We start from the raw sequence: 26,019 nt of genomic DNA, 5'->3' as shown, positions 1-26,019 counted from the left end.
GCCCCCGCGATGGCTTTGGTTGCCTCGCGGCGGCCATCGTTCAGCCCAACAGCCGACAAGCTGTCCTGCGACTTTGCCAGCCTCGAGGTTCCCACCCCGGAGGTTCAGATGCGTCGGATCGTATTGGCGGCAGCAGCCGCAATGACAGCGAGCCTGGTCACGCTGGCGTCGCCCAACGCGTCCGCGGCTTCGGCTGCCAGCACCCTGGCTGCCCCGCCAGCGGTGGCGCAGACCGTGCAGTACTGGGACCAGCGGCCGTACGACGGCAACTGGGAGCGGCGCCAGCAGTGGCGCGAGTGGCGCCGCGAACGGGACGAAGCCCGGATCGCCGAGGCCGCGCGGCGCGAGGCTTGGCGCATCGAGCAGGAACGCGAGCAACGCCGGGCGTGGCGGCACCAGCAAGGTCATGGCCCACGCTACGAACGTGGCTGGTGACCGGGACGGCAAGGAGGCAGACGGAGGCCCAAGCCCTCACGGCTCGGCATGGTCCGATGGCGTGCGCTTGTTGCCTGGCACCCTGACCACGACGGCGTGCCGGATGTCGCGCCCGCTTACGCGCCGAACGGCCACCCAGAAGCACTCCTCGAAGTCCGGCACGCCGGACGGACGGTCCGACAGATCAAGAACCGCGAGGACACCAAGCTTCAGGTCGGTTTGCTGGTAGGCGGTGGTCTGGCGCAGGAACGGGTCGCAGACGTCGTCGTCCCAGGCGGTCAGATGCCTCTTCACCTCGACCACAAAGCGGAAGGGCCGACGCCACGGCTGAGGGAGGTAAAGGTCGGCACGGCCCGCCGTGACGCCGGAGCGCTCGGCCTGCGGCATGCCGAACCCGTTGAGGAACTCCTCCAGATCCCCCTGCAGGGCGGCCTCGAGCGGCGGCGACGCGCCCCTCTGAATGCGCGCCAGGTACGGGTACTTGCTCCCGAGGGCATCCGTCCTTGTCTGGACGAAGCGGCACAGGAGGAGGACAAGCCAGTTGAAGTGCGAGGCATAGGCACCGTGGTAGTCGCGGTTGCCGGAGCGCTCCAGATCCGCGACCAACCACTCGAAGACCCTGGTAGCGGTTGGGTTCAGCTGCACGCGGGCATAGTAGTCGCCGCCCGCGCGGAGGACCTCACTGGCTGACTCGTCGCGGAGACCGACAGTTAGATCCGAGGGGAGGCTTGCCTGCCGGTCCGAAGCGTCCCCCGGCCTTTTCCCGGCGGATCATCCAGCCTCCGCTGTATGTTCTCCCGCAGCACCCTGGCCTCCCGGGCATCCAGATGCTTGCGCTCCGCGCGCTCGAGCCATTGGTTCAGGTGCGCCAGCAATCCCCGCTCCCGGATGAAGGCGGCCTCGATCGCTGGTCCGACCACGCGCTCGGGTCCCGGGCGAACGGCACGGGTGTTCGTGTAGACGGCGAGGACGTCCGTCAGCGTTTCCGCGACATCGAACCAGCTCGGTTGCGTCAGGTCCCGCGAAAGCGACAGGAGCCTGTCGGTCAGCGGAAGCCACTCCAGCTCGCTTCCGCGCCCTTGCCGCAACCACTCGTCCCCCGCGGCGGGCTCATCCCACATGTGGTGTCCGACCACCTCCTCCCGCAGTCGCTCCGCGACCGCTGGATCAGCGATGGCACGTCCCTCCGCCAACGGCACGAGCATGCGGACGAGCAGAAGGTAGACCTGAGCGTCGCGCTGGTCTCCATCCCAATCCACGGCCTTCTCCAGCCATTCCTGCGCCGCCTTCAGCTTGGTGGCGATGGCGGGCAGGTCTGGGCCATCCAGTGCCTCCATGAACCCGACGAGGCCACGCTCGGCCGATGCCTGGGCGCCGGTGTCCAGTTGGTGGCTGAATTCCTCGAGCATCGCAAGGAGGCCATGATCACGGAACCGTTCGTAGGCCACGGCCGCCAGGCGGCATATCCGCGGGCCCGCGTACTCGTCCCTGATGTCGTCGAGCGACAGGATCGCCGAAACCGCTGACGCGCCCCAGTGCGCGTCGTCCAGGGCAAGCCGCAACAACGCCTTGGCAAACTCCATTCGGGCCATCGGCGGGGTCGCGGCATCCCGGACCCTGATCTCCGAGGCGCGAATCACCGGCCGCAGGTCGGCCGCCGGGAGGCCCGGCAGCGCATCAAGCGCGGACGCCAAGGATTCCTGGTGGGGGTTGCTACGCAGGCCGAGCTGGAGGAAGTCCAGCGCGGCACGCCGGTCCCGCAGGTCCGCCCACGCCGCCACCAGCGCCTGGAACACAACGTCGAAGTCGCGTGAGGTCGAGAGCGACACCGTCTCCCGGACGACAGCCTCCTCTCCCCCGAGATCCTCGAGGCACGGCCGTTCGCCGCGCGCCAGGGCGACGCGAACAGCAGCCTCAACCCCTCCCAACGCTGGCGAACTGTCGCTCATGGCCCGATTCTAGACTCTGATCCCGCTCCTGGCACGCGTCCTACCACATGTATTTGCCTTGCGACGGCGTCTTCAGGCGCTCAGGGGGCACCACCCCCTCGGCCTTCTCGATCCCCTCCATCGCAATGATGACTTGGACTTCGGGGGTCTCGCCGACCAAAGCCGCAACCTCGGCAAGGAAATCGGAGACGCGGCCCTTGTTCATCTCCTCGTTGCCGGGCGAGTCGATGAGCAGTAGGCCTGGGTGGCGCCCGAAGCCCTCGCGGGCTGCGCAGCGCACAAGCGCCACGACGGCGGCCAACCTGAGGCGGAGTTGCTCACCGGACGCGATGTCCTTCCAGCCTATGACTTTGCCAGACTGCTCGACATCGACATGCGCGTTCCGCTTGAGCCTGATGCTCCCGACGTCTCCCATGCCCAGCTTGGTCACCATGCGCTTCATCTCGTCCGAGACCGCGTCGAGAACCCTGTCGGCCGCGGCCTGCACGCGTCCGCTGGCCTCCTGCTCGGCCGCCTCCAGGACGCTCACCTCCTCTTGGCTCACCCCGTCAGACGCGGCGAGCGTGCGCGCGACCTCGAGGACGCCCTCCAAACGCGCCTCCTGACGGGTGAGCACCTGGAGGTCCGCCGCAGTGCCGAGACCCGTCGCGGCCTGAAGCCTGAGGCCAGCATCATCCAGCCACGCCTGCGCTTGCTCGAACTCGGAAGCCTTGGCCTTGGCAGCCTTCCTGGTGTCCCGCACCCCGGCCTTGAGTTGCTCCGCCCGGTCGGCCGCCTCGGCGATGATAGCGTTAGCCTCCTCGTCGGGCCGCTCGGGCAGGTCCTCTGTGCAAATCGAGCACCTCCGCTCGGACATTTCCGCCTCCAGGCGGGCCTGCGAAATCGGCTTGTCGCAGCGTGGGCAACACGTCGGCGCCAGGCGACGGATGAACCGCGCGGCTTCGTGGTCCTCGCGCAGGGCATTCACCGTGCGCTGCGCCATCACCGACAGTGCTTCGGCGCCCCGTGCCTCCTCTTCCGCATCGTCCCTGGCGGTTCGTGCTCTCCGCAGCCCTTCCAGATGGCGATCGAACTCGGCCTGGGCCTCTACCAGGAGCTTCGCCGCGGTGCTCCTCAACGCCTCGTCCGAGATCTGGCGCCGCACCCCGGCAAGCTGCTCCTCGAGTTCATCCAGCGACCGACCGCCGAGGGCGGGGAACCGCTTTCGCCGGAGCTCGCCCTCCGCCGCGACCTGCCTGGCCTTCGCCCGTGCCTGGAAGAGGGTCGTCACCCACGGCAAGCCCAGGTAGACCTGGAGCAGGCGCTGCGTCAGGTCGGTGCCGGGCGTGGCCTCGCCGATGATCGCATTGCTGCGGGAGTCGCTCAGGAAGGCACCCGTGTAGGCGAGCCAGCCATCGTCGTGGGATTCCACGCGGCCGCTGGCGGTGGCGCGCGATGCCGGAACGGGCTCGAGGGCGAGCGCTTCGAGCATCACGTCCTGCATCACGCGGGCAAATTGCCCCTCGTTCTCGAACCGCAGCATCTCTGGCTTCCCGCCAGTCGTCAGCGTCACGGTACCTGACACTGCGCCGTCTGAATTGCTGAAGGCGACGTCGATGACCTTGCCGCCCGCCAGGAAGGAGACGGCGACGGACTCGATCCAGCCGCGCGCGGTGGCGGTCAGGTACTTGGGACGTCCCCGCAAAGCCCAGAGGGCCACCTGCAGCACCGTGGATTTGCCGACCAGGTTGTCGCCGCTGGCCAGCATCCACAAACCGGCACTGTCGACTTCCCAATCGAACGCGAAAGGGGTCGGCGCCGTCTCCGTCAGCATCTTCGTGCCCGAGAAGCGGATGCGGCGGACCCGGAGCTCCCTGGCGACGGGAGGCTGCGGCGCTGCCGTCACCCGGTACTTGTCGAGCACCTCGACCGCGCGTTCGACGTCCACCGAGGCGCGCGCGGCCACCGCATCCGCGAAGGGTAAATCGCTCACGCTTCCTCCAGGCGCCGTAGACGCTCTCTCACTTCCGTGTCGATGGGCGGGATGACCCGCCCCCACCTCTGCAGCCCGTAGGCATCCACCGTGTACTGGCGCCTCTTCAGCTTGTCGCCGCTGTCGTCACCGGCGATCTCAGCGGCCAGCTCGGCGCGGCGGGCGTACCAGTTCAGGGGTGCCTGGGCGGCCATGCCGAGCGCCGCCCGCTGACCTGCCTCGGTGAGGTGGTAGGACGTCTTCCGGATCTTCCCGCCATCCGGCGTGAGGAGCCGGTGTCGCTTGACCAAGCCGTGTGAGACGAGGCGCGCAAGGGCATCGTCAACAACCTGGAAGGCCCCGAACAGGTAGCGCAGCATGTACAGGCGCCGGAGCTCGGGCTCCGGGCCGTCCATGATCTCGGACGCGACCTGCAGCAGGCGCTGGTCCTGCTTACCACCCGTCTCGTAGCGGTTGAGGAACTCGTGCGCGAGGTAGTCCGGATACCGTACCCAGAAGTCGAGTGCCTGAAGGCGCTTCTCGGCTTCCAGCACCTTCACACAGTCGGGCGTGGACGCCGCCCTCGGTGGCTTACCCGCCTTGTCGATGATGAGCAGCACTCGGGCAGCATCCCGGTGGCGCGCGGCACTGATATCGGGGGTGATGGTCACGACTGACCAGGCGCGAGGTCAGTTTCTATGGTGGCACCCTTGAGCACACTGAACTCCGAGATGAAACACACGGCTCCAAAGGTGGCAGGTGCGACATGCGGTGGTGCCATGCGGCGCAACAGCGGCGGGACCTGACGCTTCGCGATGGTCGCTGATGCGGTGATTCTCGTCAACCAGCCGGAACAGTCATGCCGCGCGAACAGTCATGCCGCGCGTCGGCATCGATGCACTGGCGGCTGTATCGTGCTCCTCACGTGGGCCTCGTGCCAGCTCTCCCAGATGCGGCGTACCCCGAGTCCAATCCAGATCTGCGCAGGGTCAACCGTAAGCTGGCTGATGCGTCGGCGGGCCATTGACAGACGCCTGCACCGGGGCTGAGACCGGCGCCGCGCCTGCTACCGCCGATGCCCTGACTAGCATGGGCTGTCGTGGGGGAATGGCTGATCGCGCCGCCGCGTATCTGCCCAGGCTGCCCACCAGCGCGTTAACGTCGCGCTCGCGCTCGCCGGGCCAGCCACCGTGGAGGATATGGCCACGCATTCTGGGGCCGCGGCGCAGCAAGCAGGCCACCGCGCTACGGCGGGATTGTATGTGGGCGCTCGCCGCGCTCCGGAGGGCGACAGGCTGCCCTCCGCCGCTCTCCTGAACCACGCGCCACGGTGCCACCCCACCATCTCGTCGGGGCCGGTCCGCGTCGGCTCAGGAGAGCGTCAGGTTATCCAACGGTCGAACGTGCCACTCGCCGTCGAGGGGATTGAACAGTCCCGGCAGCTGGAACTCGTTGTGGATCCTCACGAAATGGGCGACGTTGTCCGTCACAACCACTCCGCCCTCGGCGATCGCGATGGCCGCGACGGCCAAGTCGGCTCCCGTGGCGGCGTTCTTGGCCTGCGGATCGGCGACGGTGAAGTCACGCAGCGATGGCGTCTCATACATCTTGCCGAGCAACCGCGCGGCGTGGATGCCCATGGGCAGGATCTGCAAGCCGCCATCCGCCAGCATCTGGTCGAGCCACCCGTCTATGTCCGCGGCCACGTCCACAGCGCCGTTCTTGCGCGCCCGCTCCGCACCACACTGGATTTCGGCGATGGTCACGACCGTTGTCGCAAGGTCCTGCCAGCCGATGGCAGCCACCCACCTCGTCAATGAGGGCGGCCGCTTCTTCTTTCGGAAGGGGCTGAGGATGTTCGTGTCGAGAACGTAGCGCATCAGATATCGACTTTGCGCGGCCCGAAGAAGGCACCCCCCTCGGCGCGGATGTCCTTCATCGCGCGGTCGAACTCGTCTTCTTCCTCAGCGGCGTAGCCCTGGGTCAGCAGGAACGTCTTCAGGTTCGGCCGGGTCCGCTCGAAGTACTCCTTCGAGACGACGACCACCTCCCGCCCATCTCGGCGCCGAACGACCTGCGGCTCGCCCGCGACCGCCGAATCGACCACCTCGCTGAACCGGTGCCGCGCCTCGGCGGCTTGCCATGTTGCCATCTCAGCTCTCCTCCGCCGCAACTTACACGAGTTGACGACTGAAGTGACAACTCAATCCTGACCCCGCCCTCTGTGTGAACTGAGCGTCGTCGAACCCAGCGCTACCCCGGGCTCGAGGTCGTAGCTCTCTGACGCCATGTTCACGATCCGCGGAGCGATATGCCGGGTCGGGATGACAGTGGGTGCCTGGCCGCATCTTGGTCGGCACCATATTCAACCTTGCAGTTCAGCGCTCGGTCGACACACGGTCTCCGGATTGGCGTACTCGGCACCCTCTACTAGGTATCTGATCCTACGAGATTTCGGGCATGGCCATCGGCGGCCAGCAACACCGAACGTGTCGCATCGGCCCGCGACGCCATGAATGTTGCAAGGAAAACCGAAAGGATTCATGGCAGTAGATCTGCTTGCGGGAGGGATTGTCACCCCGTCTCAAGGCAGCCTGTGATGCCTCCTCTGCTGGCAGATCACACCGACGCATGCCTATTGCACCGGGCCGAATGTTCCGCTTCTGTTCTTGGCATGACGACCGCCGCTCCCTTCTCCGAGGCGACTGAACCGGGCCCGCCTGGCCCGGCGGAGCACATCGGCGAATGCGGGAACGGGCACTGGGTCGTCATTCCCGCGCCCGCATAGGACGCCCGGCGGCCGCGCGCGCGGGCCGCCACCAACACCCGAACTTCCACCCATCAGGAACAGGAGGCACCATGCTCATCATCGGTGAACGAGGAACCGTGCGCGGCGACGTCGAGGCGGAAGCCAGCAGGCTGGAAACGCTGGCCGCCGACCTGCGGCGCCTGGCCGCCGTCGGGATGCCGTCGGCGGCGGAGCTGTCGGAGGCGCCGCTGCTGGAGGGCTGGGCCGTGACCTCGCGCCCAGTCATGTGCCTCGTCGGCGCCGTCACCGGCCATCCGCTGCTGGACGGCCCCTTCTGCCGCACCTCCGACCTCTGGGCATTCGCGCCGACCGTGGGCTGGGCGCGTACGTTGAACCGCCTCTATCGCCTCGGCGCCCCGCGCGCGCCCATGCCGATCGTGCCGCCGCCCGCCGACCGGACCTGCTCCCTGGGCCTGCGGTGACACCATGCCGAACCCCATCCCCAACACCTCCGCATCCACCCCCTCACCTGCCCTACCGCCCGGCAGCATGGGTGGCGCCGCCGCCCTGACCGGCGACGCGCTGGACCTCGCCATCGAAGGTCTGGCCGAAGCCGTCGAGGAGGAGATCGGCCACGAGCCGTTCCATCTCGGCCCCATCCCGCCGCAGGCGCGGAAGCCGCAGCCGCCGCCCGCGCACCGGCCCTCGCGGGTGCGCCTGGAGGACCCCGCCGAGGCCGCAGCCCACGCCATGATCCGGCGACTGCTTGAGGCCGACCCCACCCTGCACGGCAGGGCGCGGGAGCCGGGCGCGGTCCTCGTGGTCGAGGTGCCGGACGCCGAGTGGGTCGTTCCCGTCGCCGAGACCTGGCGCATGCTGATCCAGGGCACGGACGAGGTACCGTTCGACGGCGACGACGCGCAGGATCGGCCCTATCGGCGGATCAGCAAGATTGAGCCGAGCTGGGCCGAGTTCCGCCGGGACGGCTCCGACCGCTGGCACCGCCCCGAGGACGGCAACGGCGCCGTCCGCACCATGGTCGCCAGCGGGCGCCCGGTCTACGGCTTCAGCCCGGCGCCCGCCCGCTGCCTGCCATCGGACCTGCTGCGAGCCGCCACGGCGACGGTGGCCGTCGGCCCGCTGGATCCGGCCGCGCTGGCCGAGGCGGCGACCATGTTGACGGGCGCCGCGCCGGTCACCGCGTCCGTACCGCCGGAGGTGGCGCGGCTGGTCACCGTCGGTGACCTGTGGCTGGCCCGGCTGCCCCACCAGGACGCCGACGACTACCTCCGGCGGCTGGCGGAGTTGGCGTCTCAGCGGCTCTCCGTCCGCCCGCTGACGCTCGACGGTCTGCACGGGATGGAGGAGGCAACGCGCTGGGGCAAGGACGTGGCGCGCGACCTCGCCGACTACGCCAGAGGCGCGCTGACCTGGAACGACGTGGACCGCGGCGCCGTGCTGGTCGGTCCCACCGGCACTGGCAAGACGACCTTCGCCAGGGCGCTGGCGGCGCAGTGCGGGGTGCCGCTGGTGACCGGCTCGCTGGGCCAGTGGCAGGGCGCCAAGGACGGCCACCTCGGCACGACCCTCGGCGCCATGCGCGGGACCTTTGAGGCGGCGCGCAAGGCGGCGCCCTGCATCCTGCTCGTGGACGAGATCGACAGCTTCGGCAACCGCACCACCTTCCGCCACCACGACCGCGACTACTCGGTACAGGTGGTCAACGCCTTCCTCGAGGAACTGGACGGCGCCGCCACGCGCGAGGGCGTCGTCGTCCTGGGTTGCTGCAACGACGCCAGCCGCATCGACCCGGCCATCCTGCGGCCGGGCCGCCTGGAGCGCCTAATCGGGGTGCCGCTGCCGGACCAGGCGGCGCTGGCCGCCATCCTGCGCCACCACCTCGGCGGCGACCTGCCCGGCGCCGACCTGTCGCGCCTTGCGCTGCTGGGCCTCGGGTCCACCGGCGCCGAGGCCGAGCGCTGGGTCCGTGGAATGCGGCGGCGGGCGCGGCACGACCGGCGGGAGGCGACCCTGGCCGACCTGGAGGCGGAACTGCGCGGCAACGGGTCGCGCCCGGCCCCGGAGGTGCTGCGCCGCGTCGCCATCCACGAGGCCGGGCACGCCGTGGTCGCGGCGCTGGGGAGGCCGGGTGCCCTGATCTCGGCCAGCGTGCTGGCGCAGGGCGACCGCGCGGGCCGGGTGCTCTGGACGGAGCCCGCCGATGGCCAGACCACGGTCACCCGCGCGGCCCTGTCAACATTGCTGCGCGAGGCGCTGGCGGGCCGGGCGGCCGAGGAGGAGCTGCTCGGCGAGGCTTCTGCCGGGAGCGGCGGCGGCGCCGAGAGCGACCTCGCCACGGCGACGCGCCTCGCGACAGCGGCGGTGACCGCGCTCGGCCTCGACAAGGGCGGCGGCGCCCTGGTCTGGCGAGGCTTGCCGGACGCGGCCGGTGTCCCCGCCCTGCTCGCGGCGCGGCCGGACGTCGCGCGCAGGGTCGGCGAGATGCTGGATGCGGCCTACGCCGAGACGCGGTCGGTGGTCCGGCGCCACGGCTTGGCCATCTGCCGCCTGGCGGACCTGCTGGTCGCCAAGGAGACAGTGCCGGGCGCCGAGATCGAGGCCCTGGTCTCGGCGTCCGAGGCGGCCACGAAGGATTGCCGACCGCGCGGCGCCGGTCGCCGCCTCCGGAGGGTGCGGCCATGACGGACCCGCTTCAAGGACCGCATCCCGGGCAGGGGGACGAAGCCCGAAGCGGCGATGCAACCAACACCGGGATCGCGCGTACCTGCAGCCATGACCTCCGCCATGCGAAGAGCCAGAGACTGAGGATTTGCGGCACGGCGCCGATGTTGCCGTGCCCGCCTGCAGCTTTTCTGGCCTCACCGCGGAGCACATCATGCCCCAGCACAAATCCTTTGCGCCCGCATGGGCGCACCGCGCGCCGTGTGGCCGCGCACGCCGTCTCCTTCCCGCCTTCCGGGCCGCGTTCGGCCTCACCGCCCTGAGACGTCGCTCCCGCGCCGTCTGACGCCGCCCACCAGCGGCATCCCGAACGCTCGAAGGATTGGAAGCTACGATGCGCAAGTTCGCATTGGGGGCAGTGCCGACGCACGGCAACTGGAACCCCCACTTTTCGGCCAAGCCCCCCAAGGCGAAGGCCAAGGACAAGACTGCCAGCAAGCAAGAGAAGGGCGAGGAGCCGGACGAAGAGGAACAGGACCAGCCCAAGACCCGGGCACAGGTCCCGACCTACTACCCGCCTGCGAAGGGCGCGCAGCGCTACGAACGGCTGCGGAATTATCACCATCGCGACGCAGCGTTCCTCTTGGACGCCCGGCACGAGGTGCTGGGCTGGACCTCCACAGCCGAGGCCATCGAAGTCCACTGGGAAGGCAAGGACTTCAAATTCATCCCCGACTTCATCGTGCATGAGGAGACGCGCTCCTATGCGCTGACCATCCTCCACCCGCTGGCCAAGCCGGACGCGCGCCGCAAGAAGCGCCTCGCCGCCATGCGCGGGGCCTGCGAGCGCCAGGGTCTGGGCTTCGTTCACCTGAACCGCGACGAAGTCACCGAGGACGCCGCGCTGCCCGGCGCCAAGGACCTTTTCTACTACCGATACTGGCAGTGGCCGGACTCCCTGCCCTTCACGGTGTCGACCGTGGCCGAGCGTCACGCACCTGCCACCCTCGGGGAGTTGCACCGGCTACTGGATGGCTTCGCCACCTGGCAGCAGCTGCTGTCCATGGTCGCCAACGGGTTCGTGGTGGCCGACGTCTCGGCCGGGCTTGGGCCGGACAATCCCGTGCTCGCCTGCCGCACCAAGGGGTGGCGCACATGAGCAACCGGTACCTGCCCCGACTGGGCCAGATCGTCCGCTGGGACGGCCATCCGTGGAAGGTCGAGCGCCTCGACAACGATGGACTCGATCTGCGGAACCTGATGACCGGCGAGCTCCTGACCTGGGGCCTCGCCTCCTGGATCCTCCACTGGCAAAACGGCAGCCTGCGCCAGCCAACGGTCCCGAAGCCGCTGGACCGGCGACGCCTCGTCCGCGGCACATACATCCACCGCCAGGGCAGCGTCTGGCGCGTGAAGCTGTTCAAGAGCGGCCTGATCCACCTGGAGAACGTCAAAACCGACGAGACCGCCGTCGTCAACTCCATCGCCTGGCAGGAGGAGTGCTGGCGCGGAGAGAGCTGGGTCGTCGATTCACCTGACGCGGACCTGCCGGAGCGCATCCGGGAAGTGCTCCGTGTCCCGCTCGACGGCTTGCCGAGCTCAATGAAGGCCAAGGTCCAGTGGAGCGCCGTTTTCGTGGAGGCGTACCGCGACCCGGAGCGCTTCTACCGCGAGAGGATGCCGGACCTCCCCGTCGCCGAGCGCATCGACCTCGGCGGTCGCGTCTCCAAGGCAACCCTCCTCGCCTTCCTGAAGCAGGTCGCGGAGGCGACCGGGCAGAAGGCCCCGGGCGTCAGTACGTTCTACGGCTGGCTGACCACGCTGAAGCAGGCGGCCGGGGACATCCGCGCCCTCGCGCCCCGTTTCGACAGGCAGGGCCCACGCGGGCGCAAGATGCCCGCCATGGTCGAGCAGTGGCTGATCGAGACCATCACCGTAATCTGGCTCACGCGGCAGGAGAACCGCAAGTCGAAGGTCTGGAGCGCGCTCAACGACCGTGTGACGAACTGGAACAAGGCGAACCCGGACAACCAGCTCTGGTGTCCCAGCGAGAGCCAGGTGGCCCGCTACATCCGCGAGGAGGTTGACCAGCACGTCGCCCTCCGCCGTCGCAAGGGCAAGAAGGAGTTCGACAAGGTCCGCACCATCGGCAACGGTGTGGTCACGACGTTCCCGCTGGAGCGTGTCGAGGTCGATCACTTCCGCCTGCGGCGGATCAGGGTGCTGGACGACCGGAGCGGCCTGGACATGGGCGGCGCCTGGGTCTCCATCGCCTACGACCACTTCACCCGCATGCCGCTCGCGCTGATCGTCCATTTCGCGGGCGAGACCCTCGGCATCGGGTTCAGCGTCCTGCGTATGACGATGACGCCCAAGGGCTTCCTCAAGAAGCTCGTGCCGAACCTCGACTACGAGTTCCCGACCGGCGTTCCGATGTCGTTCTTCTTCGACCAGGCCGCGGCGACGAACAATGACCATGTGCGCAACGCGTCCCTGGTCCTGGACATGATCATGGACTACGCCGAGGGCGAGAACCCGCAGCTCAAGGCGTGCATCGAGCGCTTCATCCGGAACTTCCGCGAACAGGCGGAGCGGCCGCTTGCGGGACCCAACCCGCCCAGCCACCGCGAGGATAACGACCCCGAGAAGCCGGATGCCATCATCCGGTACTCCGACCTCGTGCGTCGCCTCTGGACCTGGGTCGCCATGGTCTACGCCAAGTCGTGGCACACCGGGATCGACGACGTGCCCCTTCGCCGCTGGCAGGAGCACACGGACAAGCGCCTGCTGCGGGCACTCCGCAGCGAGCACGACCTGACTGTTCTGCTCACCCACCGGCACATGTGCCTGCCGCTGCGCGGAAGGGTCACCACCCAGGGTCTCACGTGGCACGGCGAGGCCATCCGGCAGATCGTCGCCAACCCGAATTACCGCAAGGGCCAAAAGGTTCAGGTCCTGTTCGACGAGCACGATGTGTCGCAAGCCTGGGTCGTCAACCCATTCACGGGTGCGATCGCAAAGGTCGAACCCTTCAACCGTCGCCTGATGGTCGGCCTCACCCTCCACCAGCACGACATCACCCTCAAGTTCAACAAGCGTCTGGAGCGGACCTACGACACCGACGAGCTGCGCGCCACAAAGGCAGCGCTGGTGGAGGACGCCACACGGCTGCTGGCGGACGGAAAGTCACTGTCCAAGCGCCAGCGGAATGCCCTGGTCCGCTTCCTGACGATGAACAGCAACCAACCGTCCGGCGACGACACCGGCGACGTGCAGCCGCAGCCAGACGCCAGCGAGCCGCAGGCGGCGACCAGCAATCCCGAGAACACGGTCGACGAGAGCCGCGCGGCACGTCCGCGGCGGCAGGCGAAGCGCATGCGCGGCGACGAAGGGCAATGAGCACCATGGACCAGAACGAAATCGACCGTCTCACCAGGCTCTCGGGCGGGTTCCGCGAGCTCTACCTCCCGACCGACAAGTCGGACGAGATCCAGCGGGACATCCGCCGCCTCCACCACCGCGACCATGGGTCGTCGGGCGAGGCTGGCATCCTCCTCCTGGTCGGCGGCTCAGGCAGCGGCAAGTCTAAGCTCGTCTTGGACTACACCAGGCAGTTCCCCGACCAACCACGCGCCATCGTTGGCCCGGATGGCGCATTCGCTGACCGCAAGGACGTGTTGTACTTCAAGGTTCCGAATGGAAGCGAGAAGGACGTCGCCGAGGTCTGGCTGGCCGCGCTGACGGGCCAGAGCATCGACCACATCGTGGGTCGGGGCCGCAAGCGCCTCGTCATCCAGGAGGACATCGTCGCAGTAGGTCGCGAAGTGGGGAACAGGCTCGTCGTCGCTGACGAGTTCAGCCAGTGCCTCGAAGGCAAGGACACCGCTGCCATCAAGCGCATCGCCAGTCTCTGCCGGTACATCGTGAACGCCAAGGGCGGGCCGTCCCTGATCATCGCCGGTACGGCATCCCTCCTGCTACTCAGGGAGGCCGACCCGGAATTTCGAAGGCGGGCGAGCATCCGGCACGAGCTCCTGCCGCTGGACTGGGACATCGCCGAAAGCCGCGAGTTCCTGCAGGACGTGTTGATGGAATGGGATGAGTTCCTCAGGGACAACATCTTCGGCGCGCTGTCCGGCCTTGCGGATGCCAAGGTGGCCTATCCGCTTTGCCGCGCCGCATCGGGATATCTTGGCGACATGGCGACCCTCATCGAGAACGCCGCCGCGGAAGCCATCTACGACATGGCGTCCGGGAAGGCGGACAGGCTTACCTACGCCCACCTGGTGAAGGCATACGGCAAGTCGGCGGTGTGGACAGCAGAGCGCCCCGCCTTCCCCGAGGCAGTCGGGCCTACCATCGACACGGGACCCGAGAAGACCCGCCTGCGCGGACGCACCCGCCGCAGCGACCGCCACCACAACTTCCGGCCCTGAGCACATGGGCAGACAGCCACTCTCGCTCGGCATGGGCATCGTGCCGGGCGAGAGCATACCAGGCTTCATGATGCGGTTCGCGGGCCGTGCCCGCTTCCCCGGCGCCGACCGCCTCGCCATCCATGTCGGCCTGCGCCAGCCCGGCTCGGCCGCTTCGGGCGACGACATGTCCGCCCTTGCCACCATCTCGGGCGCCGATTCCTCAGCCCTCGAAGCCGCCGCCTACCGCCCTACCGGCCGCCTCGCCCACCACCGTTTCCTTGGCGGTGAGCTCCACCGCGAGTTCATCGACATCTCACGGCGACGCGCCTGCCCAGCCTGTCTCGCCGCGGCGCCCATTCAGCGTGCCGCCTGGGACTGCGCCCTGGTGACCGCCTGCTCCCACCACGCCTTGCGCTTCGTGGACAGGTGTCACAGACCCAGATGCCGGGGCCTGGGGTGGAACGGAACCGACGTCACCCGCTGCGCCTGCGGGACCGACCTGCTGGCGCTCGCCGGAACGCCAGTCCCCTCAGACGAGGCTGAGGCGAGCGCCCGCGTGCTGGCGCTGGCCACGGGCGAGACGGTCCCATGGCTACCCCCTGCTCTGTTGGCAGTTGGACCGGCCGACCTCGTGCGCCTGGTCATGGTCACCGGCATGTTCCTGACCGGCTGGCGCAAGGAGAGACGCATCGAGACCCTGGTCGCGTCCAGGCCAGAAGCCGTGGCCCGCGATGTCGGTGCTGGCCTGGGCGCGGTCGAGGGCTGGCCCGTACCCCTGCATGGCTTCCTGGCGACGACGCGGGCCGAGGAGGCCGCCCGCGCCGGACGCTTCGGAGCCACCAAAACCATGGGCGCCTATTACGGCTGGCTCTCCATGCTGGAGGCCGGGCCGTTCCGCGACGCCCTGGCCGAGGCGACCCGCCAATTCCTTGCCGCCGACCCAGTCCTCGGACGCCGGATGCACCGCTCGCTGCTGCTGGGCGTCCAGGGTGACGGCGTCGCCCTGAAGGAGGTCGCGCTCATGGTGGGCAGGTCCGTGGAGACGACCAAGCGCATGGCGGAGGCTGGCCTGCTGCCCATGCCCGACGGTGGCGGACGCGGCCTACCGGCGGTGATCGACCGCGCGGAGGTGGAAGGATTGGCGGCCGAACTACGCGACGCGCTGACACTGGACGAAGCCTCAGCCACCCTGGGCGTATCCAGGGCGCGGGTGCGGCGGCTGACGGAGGCAGGCGTTCTCGAGGCGGTCCATCGGGCCGCCGCTGATGGCTGGGGCCGGTGGGCGTTCCGGCGCGCCAGCATCGAGGCGCTGCCGGGTCGCATGGCGGCGGGCGCCCCGGCTGACACCGGCCTCGAGCCGGGACTCCTTGGCTTCGAGGAGGCGGCGGGCGCCTTGCAGCGGCGCGGCGTCAAGCTGCCCGAGTTCGTGGGCATGGTGCTCGCGGGGCACCTGCCAGTGGCCGCCTACGACCATGCCGCGGTCGGCCTCAAGCGCCTGCGGTTCGACCGGGCGGCCGTGCGTCGGGCGGCGGCCCCTCTCGAGCGGGGTCCGTTCAGCGCCTACGCCACCGCTTCGTTGCTCGGCCTCAAGCGCGAGGTGGTGGCGCACCTGATCCGGCGCGGCCTGCTCAGGACCGAGGGCGGCGCCGTCACGGCCACCGAGCTCAACCGCTTCCGGGCGGTGTACGTCTCCGGCGCGGAACTGGCGCGGGAGCGCGGCACGTCGCCGCGGAAGCTGGCGGCGGACCTGCGTGCGGTGGGAGTGCTGCCGGTCACCGGGCCGGGGGTGGACGGTGGGCGGCAGGCGTTCTTCAGGAAAGGACTCGTGGAGGATGGGTCCGGAACCGGATTGAAGCAGCCTGTTGTCGCACCGGACACCGAGGATTAAGAAAGCGCCCTAGCTCGGGGAAGAACATGGCCTCTCGGCAGCTACCGTGGTGGCTCGACTACGACAATGTACCTCCCGAGGACTCCTCGGCGCAGGCAATCTGGATCTCGGGTCGATGGCACTACATCCCGTTTGCCTTTGGCCGTCCTCTGGCACGTAAGTGCGGCTCCATTGACGAGGCGCACGAAGCGGTAGTCAAGTTCGAGACTGACATTGGCGCGAAGGTGGATGAGATTGCGGACCTTCGTGCGAGCGGCCAGGACTCCCAAGCGGATGAAAAGCAGGCCGCGCTTGAAACCTATCAGTCCGAGAACCTCGCGGTCGAAGTTGCTGCCGATCCAACGGACGTGCCTTACGATGTGGAAATCTACTCGCTGGGAGCCGGTGCACCCAACGAACCGTGCATCGTTGTCGATGTGAGCAAGCCTGGAGAAGGCCGCATTCTCTTTCGAGATGCGGCCGCCAACTATTCAGCGGCCGTTGAACAGATTGCACGCGGTTCCGCCCGCACGCCTTCCAGGTGAGGGCTGTACCGTGACTGCAATCCTCGCCAACGCATTTCCTGTTCATACCTCACGATTTCCGGCGCTGTGCGGTCGAGCAGGCTGAAACGACCATGGACGACCTCGTGCGTCAGGAGCTTTTGTAGTTTCATCGAGGCCAGCCGGACGCGGTCCATGATACTGTTATCCGGACTTGCCTCGAGCACAGTGGCCCAATCCCTCAGGTACTGAACGGCAAGGTCAGAGTCGCCGACCTCAAGCGCGCGTTCAATCAAGCCCAGTCTGCCCGCCTCTCCCAAAGACTGCCGAACCCGACGGACGGCCAAGTCGAGGGGCCCGCAGTGGGTTTCCGCGCGCACGGTGACTATCTCGATGTCATGCATTGCGTCTCTCCCTCAACACGATCATCCGTCAGAAGCGTGGGAAAAGGAGCCCAGGAGGGACGAACGCATTTCCTCAGGCGAGACTTCAGACATTAACTCGCTCAGCGCTTCCGACAGGCGCTCGTCATCTGGGCGGAGCGCGATGCCCCCGGTCTCTGGGCGCTGTTTGCCAATACTGTCCCAAAATTTGCGCCACGACTTTGCGGTCCTGCCGTCGACCTCGGCAATCCAGGCGGCGCATCCGGGGGCACCAAGCGGAACTTCGTAGCCATCGCTCACCCGCTTGGGATGCTCGAGACGCAGCGAGGCATCCAGCAAGAGCATGTTGCGGGCGGCCGCCATGACATCGTCGATGACTGCTGGGAGCTGAACCGCCTCACAACACTCTTCGAGCGGCAAAGCTTCGGTCGAGGAGACTTCGATCAACAGCACCCTCGGCATGTCCCAACCATCTCGCCTGCACGGCTTCAGGTTGCGACGTGTCGTGGCAAGAGAGATCGCGTCGCAGGTCAGTACCTAGCCTCCAGGGTATCCTTCGACAGGCAACACCGAAGCGACCTCCAATAAGATAGACGCCCAGACCTGAGCGCACCTGGAACTGGGGGATGGTCGGCGGGCCATGTCAATGGCGGCAGGCTACTCTGAACCCACGACCATCACTGGCTGGCTATGACGCCCAGCGGCAGCCCCCACGTCTCCGCCAAAGTAGGTCTCCGTCGCCGCCAGGAGTTCCAGGTGCTCGCCCTCGGCCAGTGCCCGCAACAGGCCCGGCTGCACGATGAAGGCGGCGAACTCGCGCTCGGAGCTTCGGTGCCTGCCTTCCAGCTTCCGCAGGGCGGATACCTCGCCCCGCTCGAACCGACTCGGGGCCGCGCGCGCCAGGCGCTTGCCCCCGCGTGACTGCAGGTGGCGGAACAGCGCCTCGGCGTCGTCCCGCCAGCGGACGCACTTCTGTGCCTGGCCGCAGACCACGTAGAGGTCGTCCTATCAGTCCGGTGCAGACGCGGCCGAGTACCTGCAGGCCCTGCCCTCCATGCACAGACGGGCTCTCAAGCGGGCCAAGCCGCGGCATTCTCGATGAGCGCCTTCCCGCTGACGCACTCTGTTTGGCGTCGGTCGCGGTGGGACACAGGGAGCGCACGATGACAGCCGGAACGCACGTCGAACCTGGAGGCTTGAGCAACCACCACAAGGACTGGGAGGAGGCGCACATCGACGCCCTCGCTCGCGCGGTTGCGATGCGCCACGTCCCCCTTGCGCGTATCCTTGCGTCCGACCCGGTGACGTTGGGTCAGGCAGCTCATGACGCGGGCGCTCGAGCCGCTTTGGCAACGGCTCTTGCTTGGCTGCCAGGTGCGGAGGCGCACGAGGCTGAGCATGGCGCGCTCTCCCTGCTCGACCGCAGCCACCAGGATTGGCTGATGCTTTGCCGCTTGAGGAAATCCGCACGCGAGGCCATGGCTACGGGCTGCGACGGCTCCCCGGCACCGACGCCGGTTCCTCCGGACCCTCAGCAGTACCCGTCGTCGCAAGGTTGAGGGCCGCCAGCAGGGCGGCACCAAGCTCACCCTCCTCGGAGAACCAGCCGCCTTCACCCACAGCGACGCCATTCAGCCGAACCTCGTACCCGACGAAGGCCCCGAACTCATCTCGCACCTCGACAACCGAAGCCTTTCCATGAACCCCGTCGCGGGTACCTTTGGGAACGCTGGTGAATGCCATGCTTCTCGCGCCAACGGTTTCCCGTTTCTAGGCGGATCCTGCAGGATGAGTCACGCTCGTGTTGTGTCGGCGCCTGTCCGTTGCCGGTTCAGGGCGTGCGCACCCCGCAGTGAATGAGTCGGCTCATCACGACGCCTGCGGACGGGCCGAGCCATCAGGCTAGCTCGCTCGATGCCCTTCCCTCGAAGATGGCCAGCGCGGCCTCGCCTGCGTCTATGCCAGACAGGGCCCGGGCCTCCAAGGCCATGAACTCCGGTGTCGGGCCACCTGCCTTTTGGCAGCCCTCGTAGAGTGACACGAGCCGATCAATGTAGCGGTCGGCTGCCGACCGCTGGGCCTGGGACAGTCCGCCGGGCGGGTACATGGCGAGCATGGTCCGTAAGTCGGCGCCGCTGTCTATGCTCAACAGCCGCGCATGCTCGGATGTCATCATCTCGCCAATGTTTCGAGGAACCAGTCCTTCATGGTACGGCAGCGAGGAGATTACTTGCTGAAAGTTCGCGCAGAGGCGGAACCCGATGCCACGAACAAGTGGCTGGCGCACATCGGCGAGCTCGGCCCGGGACAGCTTCAGGCGCCCTAGCAACTCGTCGAAGTCCCTGGTGAGCTTGTCCCCGCTCCCTTGCACACCTCCGAAGGCCATCGTCGAGATGCCCGTGCTCGCATAGCCCGCCTTGGCGACCAGCAGGCTCAGCGACCGGAGCTGCTCGATGAGCTCATCGGCGCGCTCGAGGCGGTCCTGAAGCTGGGCTTCGACGCTGAACGCCTTGAAGGATTTGAAGCGGGGCAGCTGGTGAACGACCGCCATGACCAGGAAGAGGCCGCCCATCGTGGCGGCGGCGGCCACCTTGTCAACGAGGGCGAGGTAGATGGCGAGGGCCGCCGCGACGGCGGAGAGCAACCCGATGGCGTTCGGGTAGGTGAGCTTGCTGAACACAGGCACTCCGACCCAGTGGGGGCCGATGCACCCTATCGTCACGTGCAGGCGGATGGAAGACGGAGCTCAACCACGCCCAAGGCACCACAGCATCCTCCCCGTACCCGATCGACTGCAGGCGTGCTGTCCTTGTAGTGTCCGAGCCCATGCCGCTTCCGCCACAGCCGCGCCTGCCGCCAGGGGATAGGCCACGCCCCCACAGCCTCGGCCTCATGCCAGCCGCGGATGAGAGCCTTCAGAGCTACGTCTTTCGACTCGCTCGGCGGCGGCGGACGGAGACGCCGAACGTCCTGAGCAAGCGACTGGGGTTCACGGGCCTCGCCTCGCGGGCATCGCGCGAATCAGTCGAGAGGCTGGCTGAGGAGGCCGGGATTCCTCTCGAGTCCTTGCTGCCTCTTTGGCGCGGAAATCCGCACTCACCCCTCGTCTTGTTCTGGGGGCATTCGCTCCCTGGCAGCGCCCTCGACTTCCAGGTGAATACGGGTCGCAAGATCTGCCCCGAGTGCTTGGCCGAGCATGGGCGGCACCTTGCGGTCTGGGATCTATCCTTCGTTTCGGCTTGCCCCATCCACCGCAAGGTCCTCGTGGACACATGCCTCGCATGCGGGGGCCCGATCACGTGGAAAGGCAACGATGTGGCCTGGTGCGGCTGCAAGGAAGGCGGCGACCTGAGGAGGATCCCGGCGGCGCCGGTCACGCCTGAGCAGGCGAACGCCACCGCCTGCGTCCAAGGATTGCTGGGTGACCCGCAGTTCTCAGTGGAGGCAGCGGCCGTCCGTGCCCTGCCGCCCTTCCGGAACATGGCGCCCGCCCACATTGTCGAGTTCCTGGTCCGCCTCGGGCTCGATGCGGTGGCACCGCGCCCGCGACGGTATTTCTTTGGCTTCGAGAACATGGGCGATGTCGAGGTGCCGCCGCACGAGGCGCTGGCCCGTGCTCTGGCAGCGGTTCGGAACTGGCCCACAGGGTTCCACCATGAACTCGACCATATGCGGCGGCGCCATGTCACGGACGTCAAGGCGGCGACGCAGAAGGTCACCGAGGGCATCGTGCGCTGGGCGACGCCGCTGCCCAACGGCGGCGGGAAGGAGGTCGTGCGCGCGGTGGCGGAGTACAGGCGCGCGGCGCGCGAGTTGGCCGCGCGGAGCCCTTGAGGGTGTGCGGCACGGAGGGTGGCGAAGAGGTCCGACAGCGATCAAGCTGCGTGAAGCTTGCTTGGTCCTGCATCTGGATCAGATGATTGTCCGAGACCCTAGTTCAGTGGGGTTCAGGAAGGGGGCGGGTCCATGTTCAACGATGGCGCGGCGCTAGACGCAGAACTGGACGCCGAAGCACCCTCTAGCGTGCCAAGCCCCATCGAGGCGGATGGCGAGGGCTATAGCATCGAGTTGTCAGGTTCCGCGCGACAGTACTTCGATGTCCGTCTCCAGTCGCTCGGTGGTCTGGCACACGTAGCTGGAACACTGGTGCGCCGGACAAAGAAAGGCGTCGAGTGCCGACCGATGACCATCGTGATGCGGGACGGGGACGCACTGGCACTTTGCGTCTGTTTGGCAAACGAATATGGGCTCAGGCTTGAGCCGTATCTGCCAAAGACGCAGTCTAAACGACCATCATCAGCGTCGCCGGACCGCAGTCGGGACTGAGAGCGGCCACGGCTCAGGCTTGGGAGTCCAAGTTGGGGCCGACTCGGCTTGCCAAGACCTACGCCTCGGCAGCACCGCTTGCGCGAAAGTGGTTCGAACACCCGGCCTCTCGGCCAACCGCCGGGCAAGCTTCGGGCCGAAGTCACGGTCCAAGGAGTTAGACACCAAGTAACGCAGGTTCTTGTTGGCCAGAGCAGAAACCAACTCCTCAAATGACCCGGTGGGGCCGCCCTGATCTGCTGAGTCAGCTAAAGTCGAGGTCACGAAGCTTGCGAGGTCAGACGTCCCGGCAGAGAGGTCTGTGTACCCACTTACTTCGACGCTCTCCTCCATCGCATCAATGGGCTTGGCAAGAGGTAGCAAGGCTTCTCGCCGAAGGGTTCGGTCGTAGAGGAGGTACGCTGCTCTTATTGCGGGACAACGCGCTTCCAGTTTACGCAAAATCGCGATTTGCGTCATATCGACGGGATTACCCTTGCCGGGTTCGCGTCCCTTCCCGATCTAGGCATCTTTCCCTCCGTGCCTGACCCGCTTGGCTTGAAAGCAGAAGCCGAGTTGCCAGTCACCATTGTCATGCACGAGTGCTAGGTCACCGCCTGTCTTCTGCTCCAAGCCGTGCCCAATAAGCTCTATCAAGCAGACGTGGCCAAGTGGCCCGCCCTCCTTTTCCTCAACCCGCATGTTGAGCATGGCTGCCGCAGTCCAGATCCGGGTGATCAAGGAGCCAGTGAGGGAGTCCTCACGTCTCTCCGCCCTGCAGTCAATCACCGCAAAGTCCGTCTGAGCGATGCTGAGGACGTCGTGCAGGAACGACCTTGCAGTCCAGGTCCGCTCGTTCGTACACGTCAATCCCATGAGCTTACCCACGACGGCGCCGTAGTTCTCGGCAACTTCGTGGTTGAAGGTGTCCCGTTCAGCCAGCCAAGCCAGTTTGGGAGTGCCAATGCTATCATGGGCGCGTAGGGCGGGCAGCAGGGTGCTGGGGTAGCATGCGAAGGTCGCTTCGTACGCCCCCTGAGCCAATCCAGGATCGAACAGGTGCATGGATGCGAGCTCTACCATGAGCTGAGGCGTCCTTACGATGGCTTGCCTCGATCCTAACCGGAATCTGTGTCCGTTGGCCGGATCGGCGAGCAGCTCGCCGTTGGTCAGCACTGGAGCAGGTTCGGTGAACCCCTGCCCCCCAGTTCAAATCTGAATGCTTCTGCTCAGATGCGTTCTTGCCACGTCCGGCACCAAAGCTGGCCGCGCGCGTTAGGATGCCAAGGACTCATCGCCGCCAGGCTATCAACACCCTGATATCACTGGCAGATTTCCTGGTCTCGGGATTGGCGCACTCGTTAGCTCCGGGTCTGAAGAAAGCCGTGCGCCTGTCCGTGGAACCCGTAGAGGCACCCGCCGCAAATCAAGGGGCTACGGGGTGCGCAGTCCATCTAAGTGCGCGCCGTTACATGATCTCGGGAGGCGGCTCCGGCCGGGGCCGCCTCACGGCCCCCGCCGGACCATCGGCCAGGGAATGAGCGGCGGCAGCGGCTGCTCGCTCTCGGGACTTTCCTGGCCGAAGACCTCCCGTCCGGTCGCGACGGCCAGCCCGACCAGCAGCCGCCGCCCGTCCAGCCCCTGCCCCGCCGCGCCGTCCAGCTGCAGGAAGCCATCCGGCTCCAGGCAGTGGCCGATGGCGTCCAGCATCAGCCGGTTCGCCGCCAAAGCGGGGGCATCCAGCAGGACGCTGCCCAGCCGCATCCATCCCGGTTCGGAAGGCCCGCAGAGCGTGATGGAGGAGAGCGGCGCCAGCCCGGCGGCCAGCTCGGCCAGCTCGGCCAGCCCGTCCTGGGCCTGGTCCAGCACCAGGACCATGGTGGACGGGCCGGCGCCGATCAGGCGCTCCGACCAGCCTGGCGCACGAGGGTCGAGGACAAGCAGCCTGGCGGTGGCGCCGGGCTTGATGTCACGATTGTCCGAAGGCGCGGCGTTCTGCAGCATGGCGTGTCCCCTTCTGGTCCGCCCGCCGATCCTGCACCGCAAAATGCCAAGAAAGAGTTGCCGCCCGACCGCTGGCCGCTGAATCGCTTCCCGCCCTGCGAACAGCGGATTACTCTGCGGCAAAGGGACGCCGCCAGGCCACAACAGAGAGGTTCTCCATGCATCGCCGCCTGCTCCTCGGCGCCGCCGCCGGCGCGCTCGCCCTGCCCCATCTGGCGCGGGCGCAAGCCCTGCCGAAGGTCACCATCGGCATGTCCGGCTGGACCGGCTTCGCGCCGCTGACGCTGGCCGAGCAGGCCGGGCTGTTCAAGGCCGCCGGCATCGAGGTCGAGACCAAGTTCGTCCCCCAGCGCGAGCGCAACCTGGCGCTGGCCGCCGGCGCCCTGAACTGCGTCGTCACCACCGTCGACACCATGATCCTCTGGGGCAGCACCATGCCGCTGGTGCAGGTGCTGGTGCTCGACCGCTCGCGCGGCGGCGACGGCGTGGCGGTGCGCCCGGCGATCGGCGGCTGGGGCGACATCAAGGGCAAGACCATCGCCGTCGACGGCCCGGGCACCACGCCCTATTTCGTGCTGGCCTACATGCTTCGCGAGAACGGCCTCTCCATCAAGGAGGTGCAGACCGCGACCCTGGCGCCGCAGCCCGCGGCGCAGGCCTTCGTCGCCGGCCAGTTCGACGGCTGCTCGACCTACGAGCCCTACCTCTCCCAGGTGCGCGCCATGGGCGCCGACAAGGGCCGCATCCTGGCCACCACCACCGACCACCCCTGCGTCGTCGATACCCTGGCCTTCACGCCGGATTTCGTCGCCAAGAACCCGGAGGCGGTGAAGGCGGTGGTCAAGGGCTGGTACGACGCCCTCGCCATGATCCAGCGCGAGCCGGAGAAATCCTTCGAGATCATGGGCAAGCGGGTCAACCAGAGCGGCGAGTCCTTCAAGGCCTCCGCCGCCTTCATCGAATGGCTCGATGCCGGCAAGAACCGCAGCTACGTCGCCGACGGGCTGCCGGCCTTCATGACCAAGGCGCTGGAGGTGCAGAAGGAAGCCGGGGTCGTCAGGGCGGCGCCGGATCTGGCCAAGCTGCTGAACACGCAGTTCCTTTAAGCAAGCCAGGCTGGGGGGAAGTATTCCCCTCGCAAACCTGTAGGTTTGCGCCCCTTCTATTTCTGTCCCTGAGAGCGCTGGCGGAACACCTTGGAACCCCTGAAACCCGTCTCCGCCCCGGCGCGCATCGCGCTGGGCATCGGCTTCTTCGTGCTGTTCATCGGCGCCTGGGCGCTGGCCACCGAAACCGGCTTCGTCCAGCCGCTGTTCCTGGCCTCGCCGCAGAAGGCGCTGGCCGCCGGCATCAGCCTGTTCACCGAATACAATTTCGCCGGTGATGTCGGCATGACGGTCTGGCGCGTGCTCGGCGGCTTCGTGCTGGCCAGCCTGATCGCCGTGCCGCTCGGCCTGGCGATGGGTGCCTACAAGGGCGTCGAGGCCTTCTTCGAGCCCTTCATCTCCTTCGCCCGCTATTTGCCGGCCTCGGCCTTCATCCCGCTGCTGATCCTCTGGGCCGGCGTCGGCGAGGCCCAGAAGCTCTCGGTCATCTTCCTCGGCAGCGTCTTCCAGATCGTCATCATGGTGGCCGTCATCGCCGGCGCCACCCGCATCGATCTGGTCGAGGCCGCCTATACCCTCGGCGCCCGCCAGCGCGGCATCCTGCAGCGGGTGATCATCCCGGCCGCGGCGCCGCAGGTGATGGAGGCGCTGCGCCTGGTGCTCGGCTGGGCCTGGACCTACGTCATCGTCGCCGAGCTGATCGGCGCGCAGAGCGGCATCGGCCACATGATCATGGACAGCCAGCGGCTGCTCGACACCGGGCAGATGATCTTCGGCATCGTCGTCATCGGGCTGATCGGCCTGGTTACCGACGTCCTGTTCAAGGCGATGAACCGCCGCCTGTTCCGCTGGGCGGTGCTGTGATGGGCGGGTTGTCGATCCGCGGCCTGACCCGCAGCTTCCCCGGCCAGGGTGCGGCCGGCCCGACGCTCGCCCTGCAGCCGACCGACCTGGACGTGGCGCCGGGCGAATTCGTCTCGATCCTCGGCCCCTCGGGCTGCGGCAAGTCCACCCTGCTGCGCATCGTCGCCGGCCTCGACCGCGGCACCGCCGGCACGGTGCGGCTGGCCGGCCGCCAGGTCACCGGGCCGGGGCCGGAGCGCGGCATGGTGTTCCAGTCCTACACCCTGTTCCCCTGGCTCACCGTCGAGCAGAATATTTCTTTCGGTCTGCGCGAACGGAAGGTCCCGGCGGAGGAGGCGCGCGCCATCGCCGCGAAGTACATCGCGCGGACCGGGCTGAAGGGTTTCGAGAACCACTGGCCGCGGCAATTGTCGGGCGGCATGCAGCAGCGCACGGCGCTGGCCCGTGCCCTGGCGAACGACCCGGCGATCCTGCTGCTGGACGAGCCTTTCGGCGCGCTGGACCACCAGACGCGGGAGCTGATGCAGGAGCTGCTGCTGGAGGTCTGGGGCGCCGACACGCCGGAGACGCGCAAGACGGTGCTGTTCGTCACCCATGACATCGACGAGGCCATCTTCCTGGCCAACCGGGTGCTGGTGATGTCGGCGCGTCCCGGCCGGGTGAAGGCCGAGGTCGAGGTTCCCCTGCCCTATCCGCGCGACTGGACAGTGAAGACGAGCCCGGTCTTTGCCGACCTCAAGGCCCGGCTGATGGCCGAAATCCGCGAGGAAGTCCGCAAGTCCGCGCTCGCTTAAGGATTAGAA

24 protein-coding genes are annotated in these 26,019 nt (G+C 67.7%); 13 read left to right on the top strand and 11 right to left on the bottom strand.

The annotated features are described in order from the left end of the window. The first annotated feature begins 9 nt into the window (after positions 1-9). Positions 10-435, top strand: coding sequence for a hypothetical protein (locus tag WFI16_RS12670; RefSeq protein WP_314216835.1), 426 nt, complete (start codon positions 10-12; stop codon positions 433-435). Between the two features lie 36 nt (positions 436-471). Here WFI16_RS12670 and WFI16_RS12665 read toward each other — a convergent pair whose 3' ends face one another. From WFI16_RS12665 to WFI16_RS12640, 6 genes are all read right to left on the bottom strand, one after another. After that, complete coding sequence (locus tag WFI16_RS12665) at positions 472-1,041, bottom strand: hypothetical protein (RefSeq protein ID WP_314216834.1); 570 nt, start codon at positions 1,039-1,041, stop codon at positions 472-474. A 104-nt stretch (positions 1,042-1,145) separates the two neighbouring features. Next, the gene (locus tag WFI16_RS12660) at positions 1,146-2,384 is read right to left on the bottom strand and encodes a hypothetical protein (RefSeq protein ID WP_314216833.1); all 1,239 of its coding nucleotides are present in this window, start codon (positions 2,382-2,384) and stop codon (positions 1,146-1,148) included. 40 nt (positions 2,385-2,424) lie between these two features. Next, positions 2,425-4,356: a hypothetical protein gene (locus WFI16_RS12655; RefSeq protein WP_314216832.1), complete on the bottom strand. Its 1,932-nt coding sequence runs from the start codon at positions 4,354-4,356 to the stop codon at positions 2,425-2,427. Further along, positions 4,353-4,955 (bottom strand): hypothetical protein, encoded by a 603-nt coding sequence (locus tag WFI16_RS12650; protein ID WP_314216831.1) that lies wholly within the window; start codon positions 4,953-4,955, stop codon positions 4,353-4,355. The genes WFI16_RS12655 and WFI16_RS12650 overlap by 4 nt, the downstream gene beginning before the upstream one ends. Positions 4,956-5,705: 750 nt before the next feature. Further along, positions 5,706-6,215, bottom strand: coding sequence for a PIN domain-containing protein (locus tag WFI16_RS12645; RefSeq protein WP_314216830.1), 510 nt, complete (start codon positions 6,213-6,215; stop codon positions 5,706-5,708). After that, positions 6,215-6,487 (bottom strand): type II toxin-antitoxin system Phd/YefM family antitoxin, encoded by a 273-nt coding sequence (locus tag WFI16_RS12640; RefSeq protein WP_314216829.1) that lies wholly within the window; start codon positions 6,485-6,487, stop codon positions 6,215-6,217. The genes WFI16_RS12645 and WFI16_RS12640 overlap by 1 nt, the downstream gene beginning before the upstream one ends. A gap of 707 nt (positions 6,488-7,194) precedes the next feature. Between WFI16_RS12640 and WFI16_RS12635 the strand changes: the two genes are divergently transcribed. The 7 genes from WFI16_RS12635 (at position 7,195) to WFI16_RS12605 (ending at position 16,596) form a co-directional block, all read left to right on the top strand. Next, complete coding sequence (locus WFI16_RS12635) at positions 7,195-7,566, top strand: DUF6634 family protein (RefSeq protein WP_419898192.1); 372 nt, start codon at positions 7,195-7,197, stop codon at positions 7,564-7,566. A gap of 4 nt (positions 7,567-7,570) precedes the next feature. After that, the gene (locus WFI16_RS12630; RefSeq protein WP_419898191.1) at positions 7,571-9,787 is read left to right on the top strand and encodes an AAA family ATPase; all 2,217 of its coding nucleotides are present in this window, start codon (positions 7,571-7,573) and stop codon (positions 9,785-9,787) included. A 373-nt stretch (positions 9,788-10,160) separates the two neighbouring features. After that, a complete protein-coding gene (locus WFI16_RS12625) occupies positions 10,161-10,925 on the top strand; it encodes a hypothetical protein (protein WP_419898190.1) in 765 nt (254 codons plus the stop codon). Continuing rightward, complete coding sequence (locus WFI16_RS12620; RefSeq protein ID WP_419898189.1) at positions 10,922-13,165, top strand: hypothetical protein; 2,244 nt, start codon at positions 10,922-10,924, stop codon at positions 13,163-13,165. Before WFI16_RS12625 ends, WFI16_RS12620 begins: the two co-directional genes overlap by 4 nt. After that, complete coding sequence (locus WFI16_RS12615) at positions 13,162-14,202, top strand: TniB family NTP-binding protein (RefSeq protein ID WP_419898188.1); 1,041 nt, start codon at positions 13,162-13,164, stop codon at positions 14,200-14,202. The genes WFI16_RS12620 and WFI16_RS12615 overlap by 4 nt, the downstream gene beginning before the upstream one ends. Before the next feature lie 31 nt (positions 14,203-14,233). Continuing rightward, a complete protein-coding gene (locus tag WFI16_RS12610) occupies positions 14,234-16,072 on the top strand; it encodes a helix-turn-helix domain-containing protein (protein WP_419898187.1) in 1,839 nt (612 codons plus the stop codon). Between the two features lie 26 nt (positions 16,073-16,098). Next, on the top strand, positions 16,099-16,596 hold the full coding sequence (locus WFI16_RS12605) for a hypothetical protein (protein WP_419898186.1): 498 nt from the start codon (positions 16,099-16,101) through the stop codon (positions 16,594-16,596). A gap of 383 nt (positions 16,597-16,979) precedes the next feature. Here WFI16_RS12605 and WFI16_RS12600 read toward each other — a convergent pair whose 3' ends face one another. The 3 genes from WFI16_RS12600 to WFI16_RS12590 form a co-directional block, all read right to left on the bottom strand. Beyond that, on the bottom strand, positions 16,980-17,390 hold the full coding sequence (locus WFI16_RS12600) for a hypothetical protein (protein WP_419898185.1): 411 nt from the start codon (positions 17,388-17,390) through the stop codon (positions 16,980-16,982). A gap of 204 nt (positions 17,391-17,594) precedes the next feature. Then, a complete protein-coding gene (locus WFI16_RS12595) occupies positions 17,595-17,930 on the bottom strand; it encodes a hypothetical protein (protein ID WP_419898184.1) in 336 nt (111 codons plus the stop codon). A gap of 904 nt (positions 17,931-18,834) precedes the next feature. Beyond that, a complete protein-coding gene (locus WFI16_RS12590) occupies positions 18,835-19,617 on the bottom strand; it encodes a hypothetical protein (RefSeq protein ID WP_419898183.1) in 783 nt (260 codons plus the stop codon). A 146-nt stretch (positions 19,618-19,763) separates the two neighbouring features. Here WFI16_RS12590 and WFI16_RS12585 point away from each other — a divergent pair, with 146 nt between their 5' ends. Together WFI16_RS12585 and WFI16_RS12580 are read left to right on the top strand one after the other, a co-directional pair. Further along, positions 19,764-20,771 carry a TniQ family protein gene (locus WFI16_RS12585; protein ID WP_419898206.1) on the top strand — a complete coding sequence of 336 codons (1,008 nt, stop codon included), beginning with the start codon at positions 19,764-19,766 and terminating at the stop codon, positions 20,769-20,771. 132 nt (positions 20,772-20,903) lie between these two features. Further along, entirely contained in the window at positions 20,904-21,263 is a 360-nt protein-coding gene (locus WFI16_RS12580; protein ID WP_419898182.1) for a hypothetical protein, read from the top strand. A gap of 501 nt (positions 21,264-21,764) precedes the next feature. Here WFI16_RS12580 and WFI16_RS12575 read toward each other — a convergent pair. Then, on the bottom strand, positions 21,765-22,307 hold the full coding sequence (locus tag WFI16_RS12575) for a hypothetical protein (RefSeq protein WP_419898181.1): 543 nt from the start codon (positions 22,305-22,307) through the stop codon (positions 21,765-21,767). Positions 22,308-22,748: 441 nt separating this feature from the next. Continuing rightward, entirely contained in the window at positions 22,749-23,246 is a 498-nt protein-coding gene (locus tag WFI16_RS12570) for a DUF4347 domain-containing protein (RefSeq protein ID WP_419898180.1), read from the bottom strand. A 158-nt stretch (positions 23,247-23,404) separates the two neighbouring features. Between WFI16_RS12570 and WFI16_RS12565 the strand changes: the two genes are divergently transcribed. The 3 genes from WFI16_RS12565 (at position 23,405) to WFI16_RS12555 (ending at position 26,010) form a co-directional block, all read left to right on the top strand. Next, a complete protein-coding gene (locus WFI16_RS12565) occupies positions 23,405-24,352 on the top strand; it encodes an ABC transporter substrate-binding protein (protein WP_419898179.1) in 948 nt (315 codons plus the stop codon). A 90-nt stretch (positions 24,353-24,442) separates the two neighbouring features. After that, positions 24,443-25,216 (top strand): ABC transporter permease, encoded by a 774-nt coding sequence (locus WFI16_RS12560; protein ID WP_419898178.1) that lies wholly within the window; start codon positions 24,443-24,445, stop codon positions 25,214-25,216. Beyond that, positions 25,216-26,010: an ABC transporter ATP-binding protein gene (locus WFI16_RS12555; protein WP_419898177.1), complete on the top strand. Its 795-nt coding sequence runs from the start codon at positions 25,216-25,218 to the stop codon at positions 26,008-26,010. The genes WFI16_RS12560 and WFI16_RS12555 overlap by 1 nt, the downstream gene beginning before the upstream one ends. Positions 26,011-26,019 lie beyond the last annotated feature (9 nt).

Origin of the sequence: Roseomonas sp. USHLN139, from assembly GCF_037145735.1 — a bacterium.
Classification (GTDB): Bacteria; Pseudomonadota; Alphaproteobacteria; order Acetobacterales; family Acetobacteraceae; genus Pseudoroseomonas.
The sequence above is the reverse complement of the archived record's forward strand: the minus strand, read 5'-3'. Positions and strand labels throughout refer to the sequence as shown.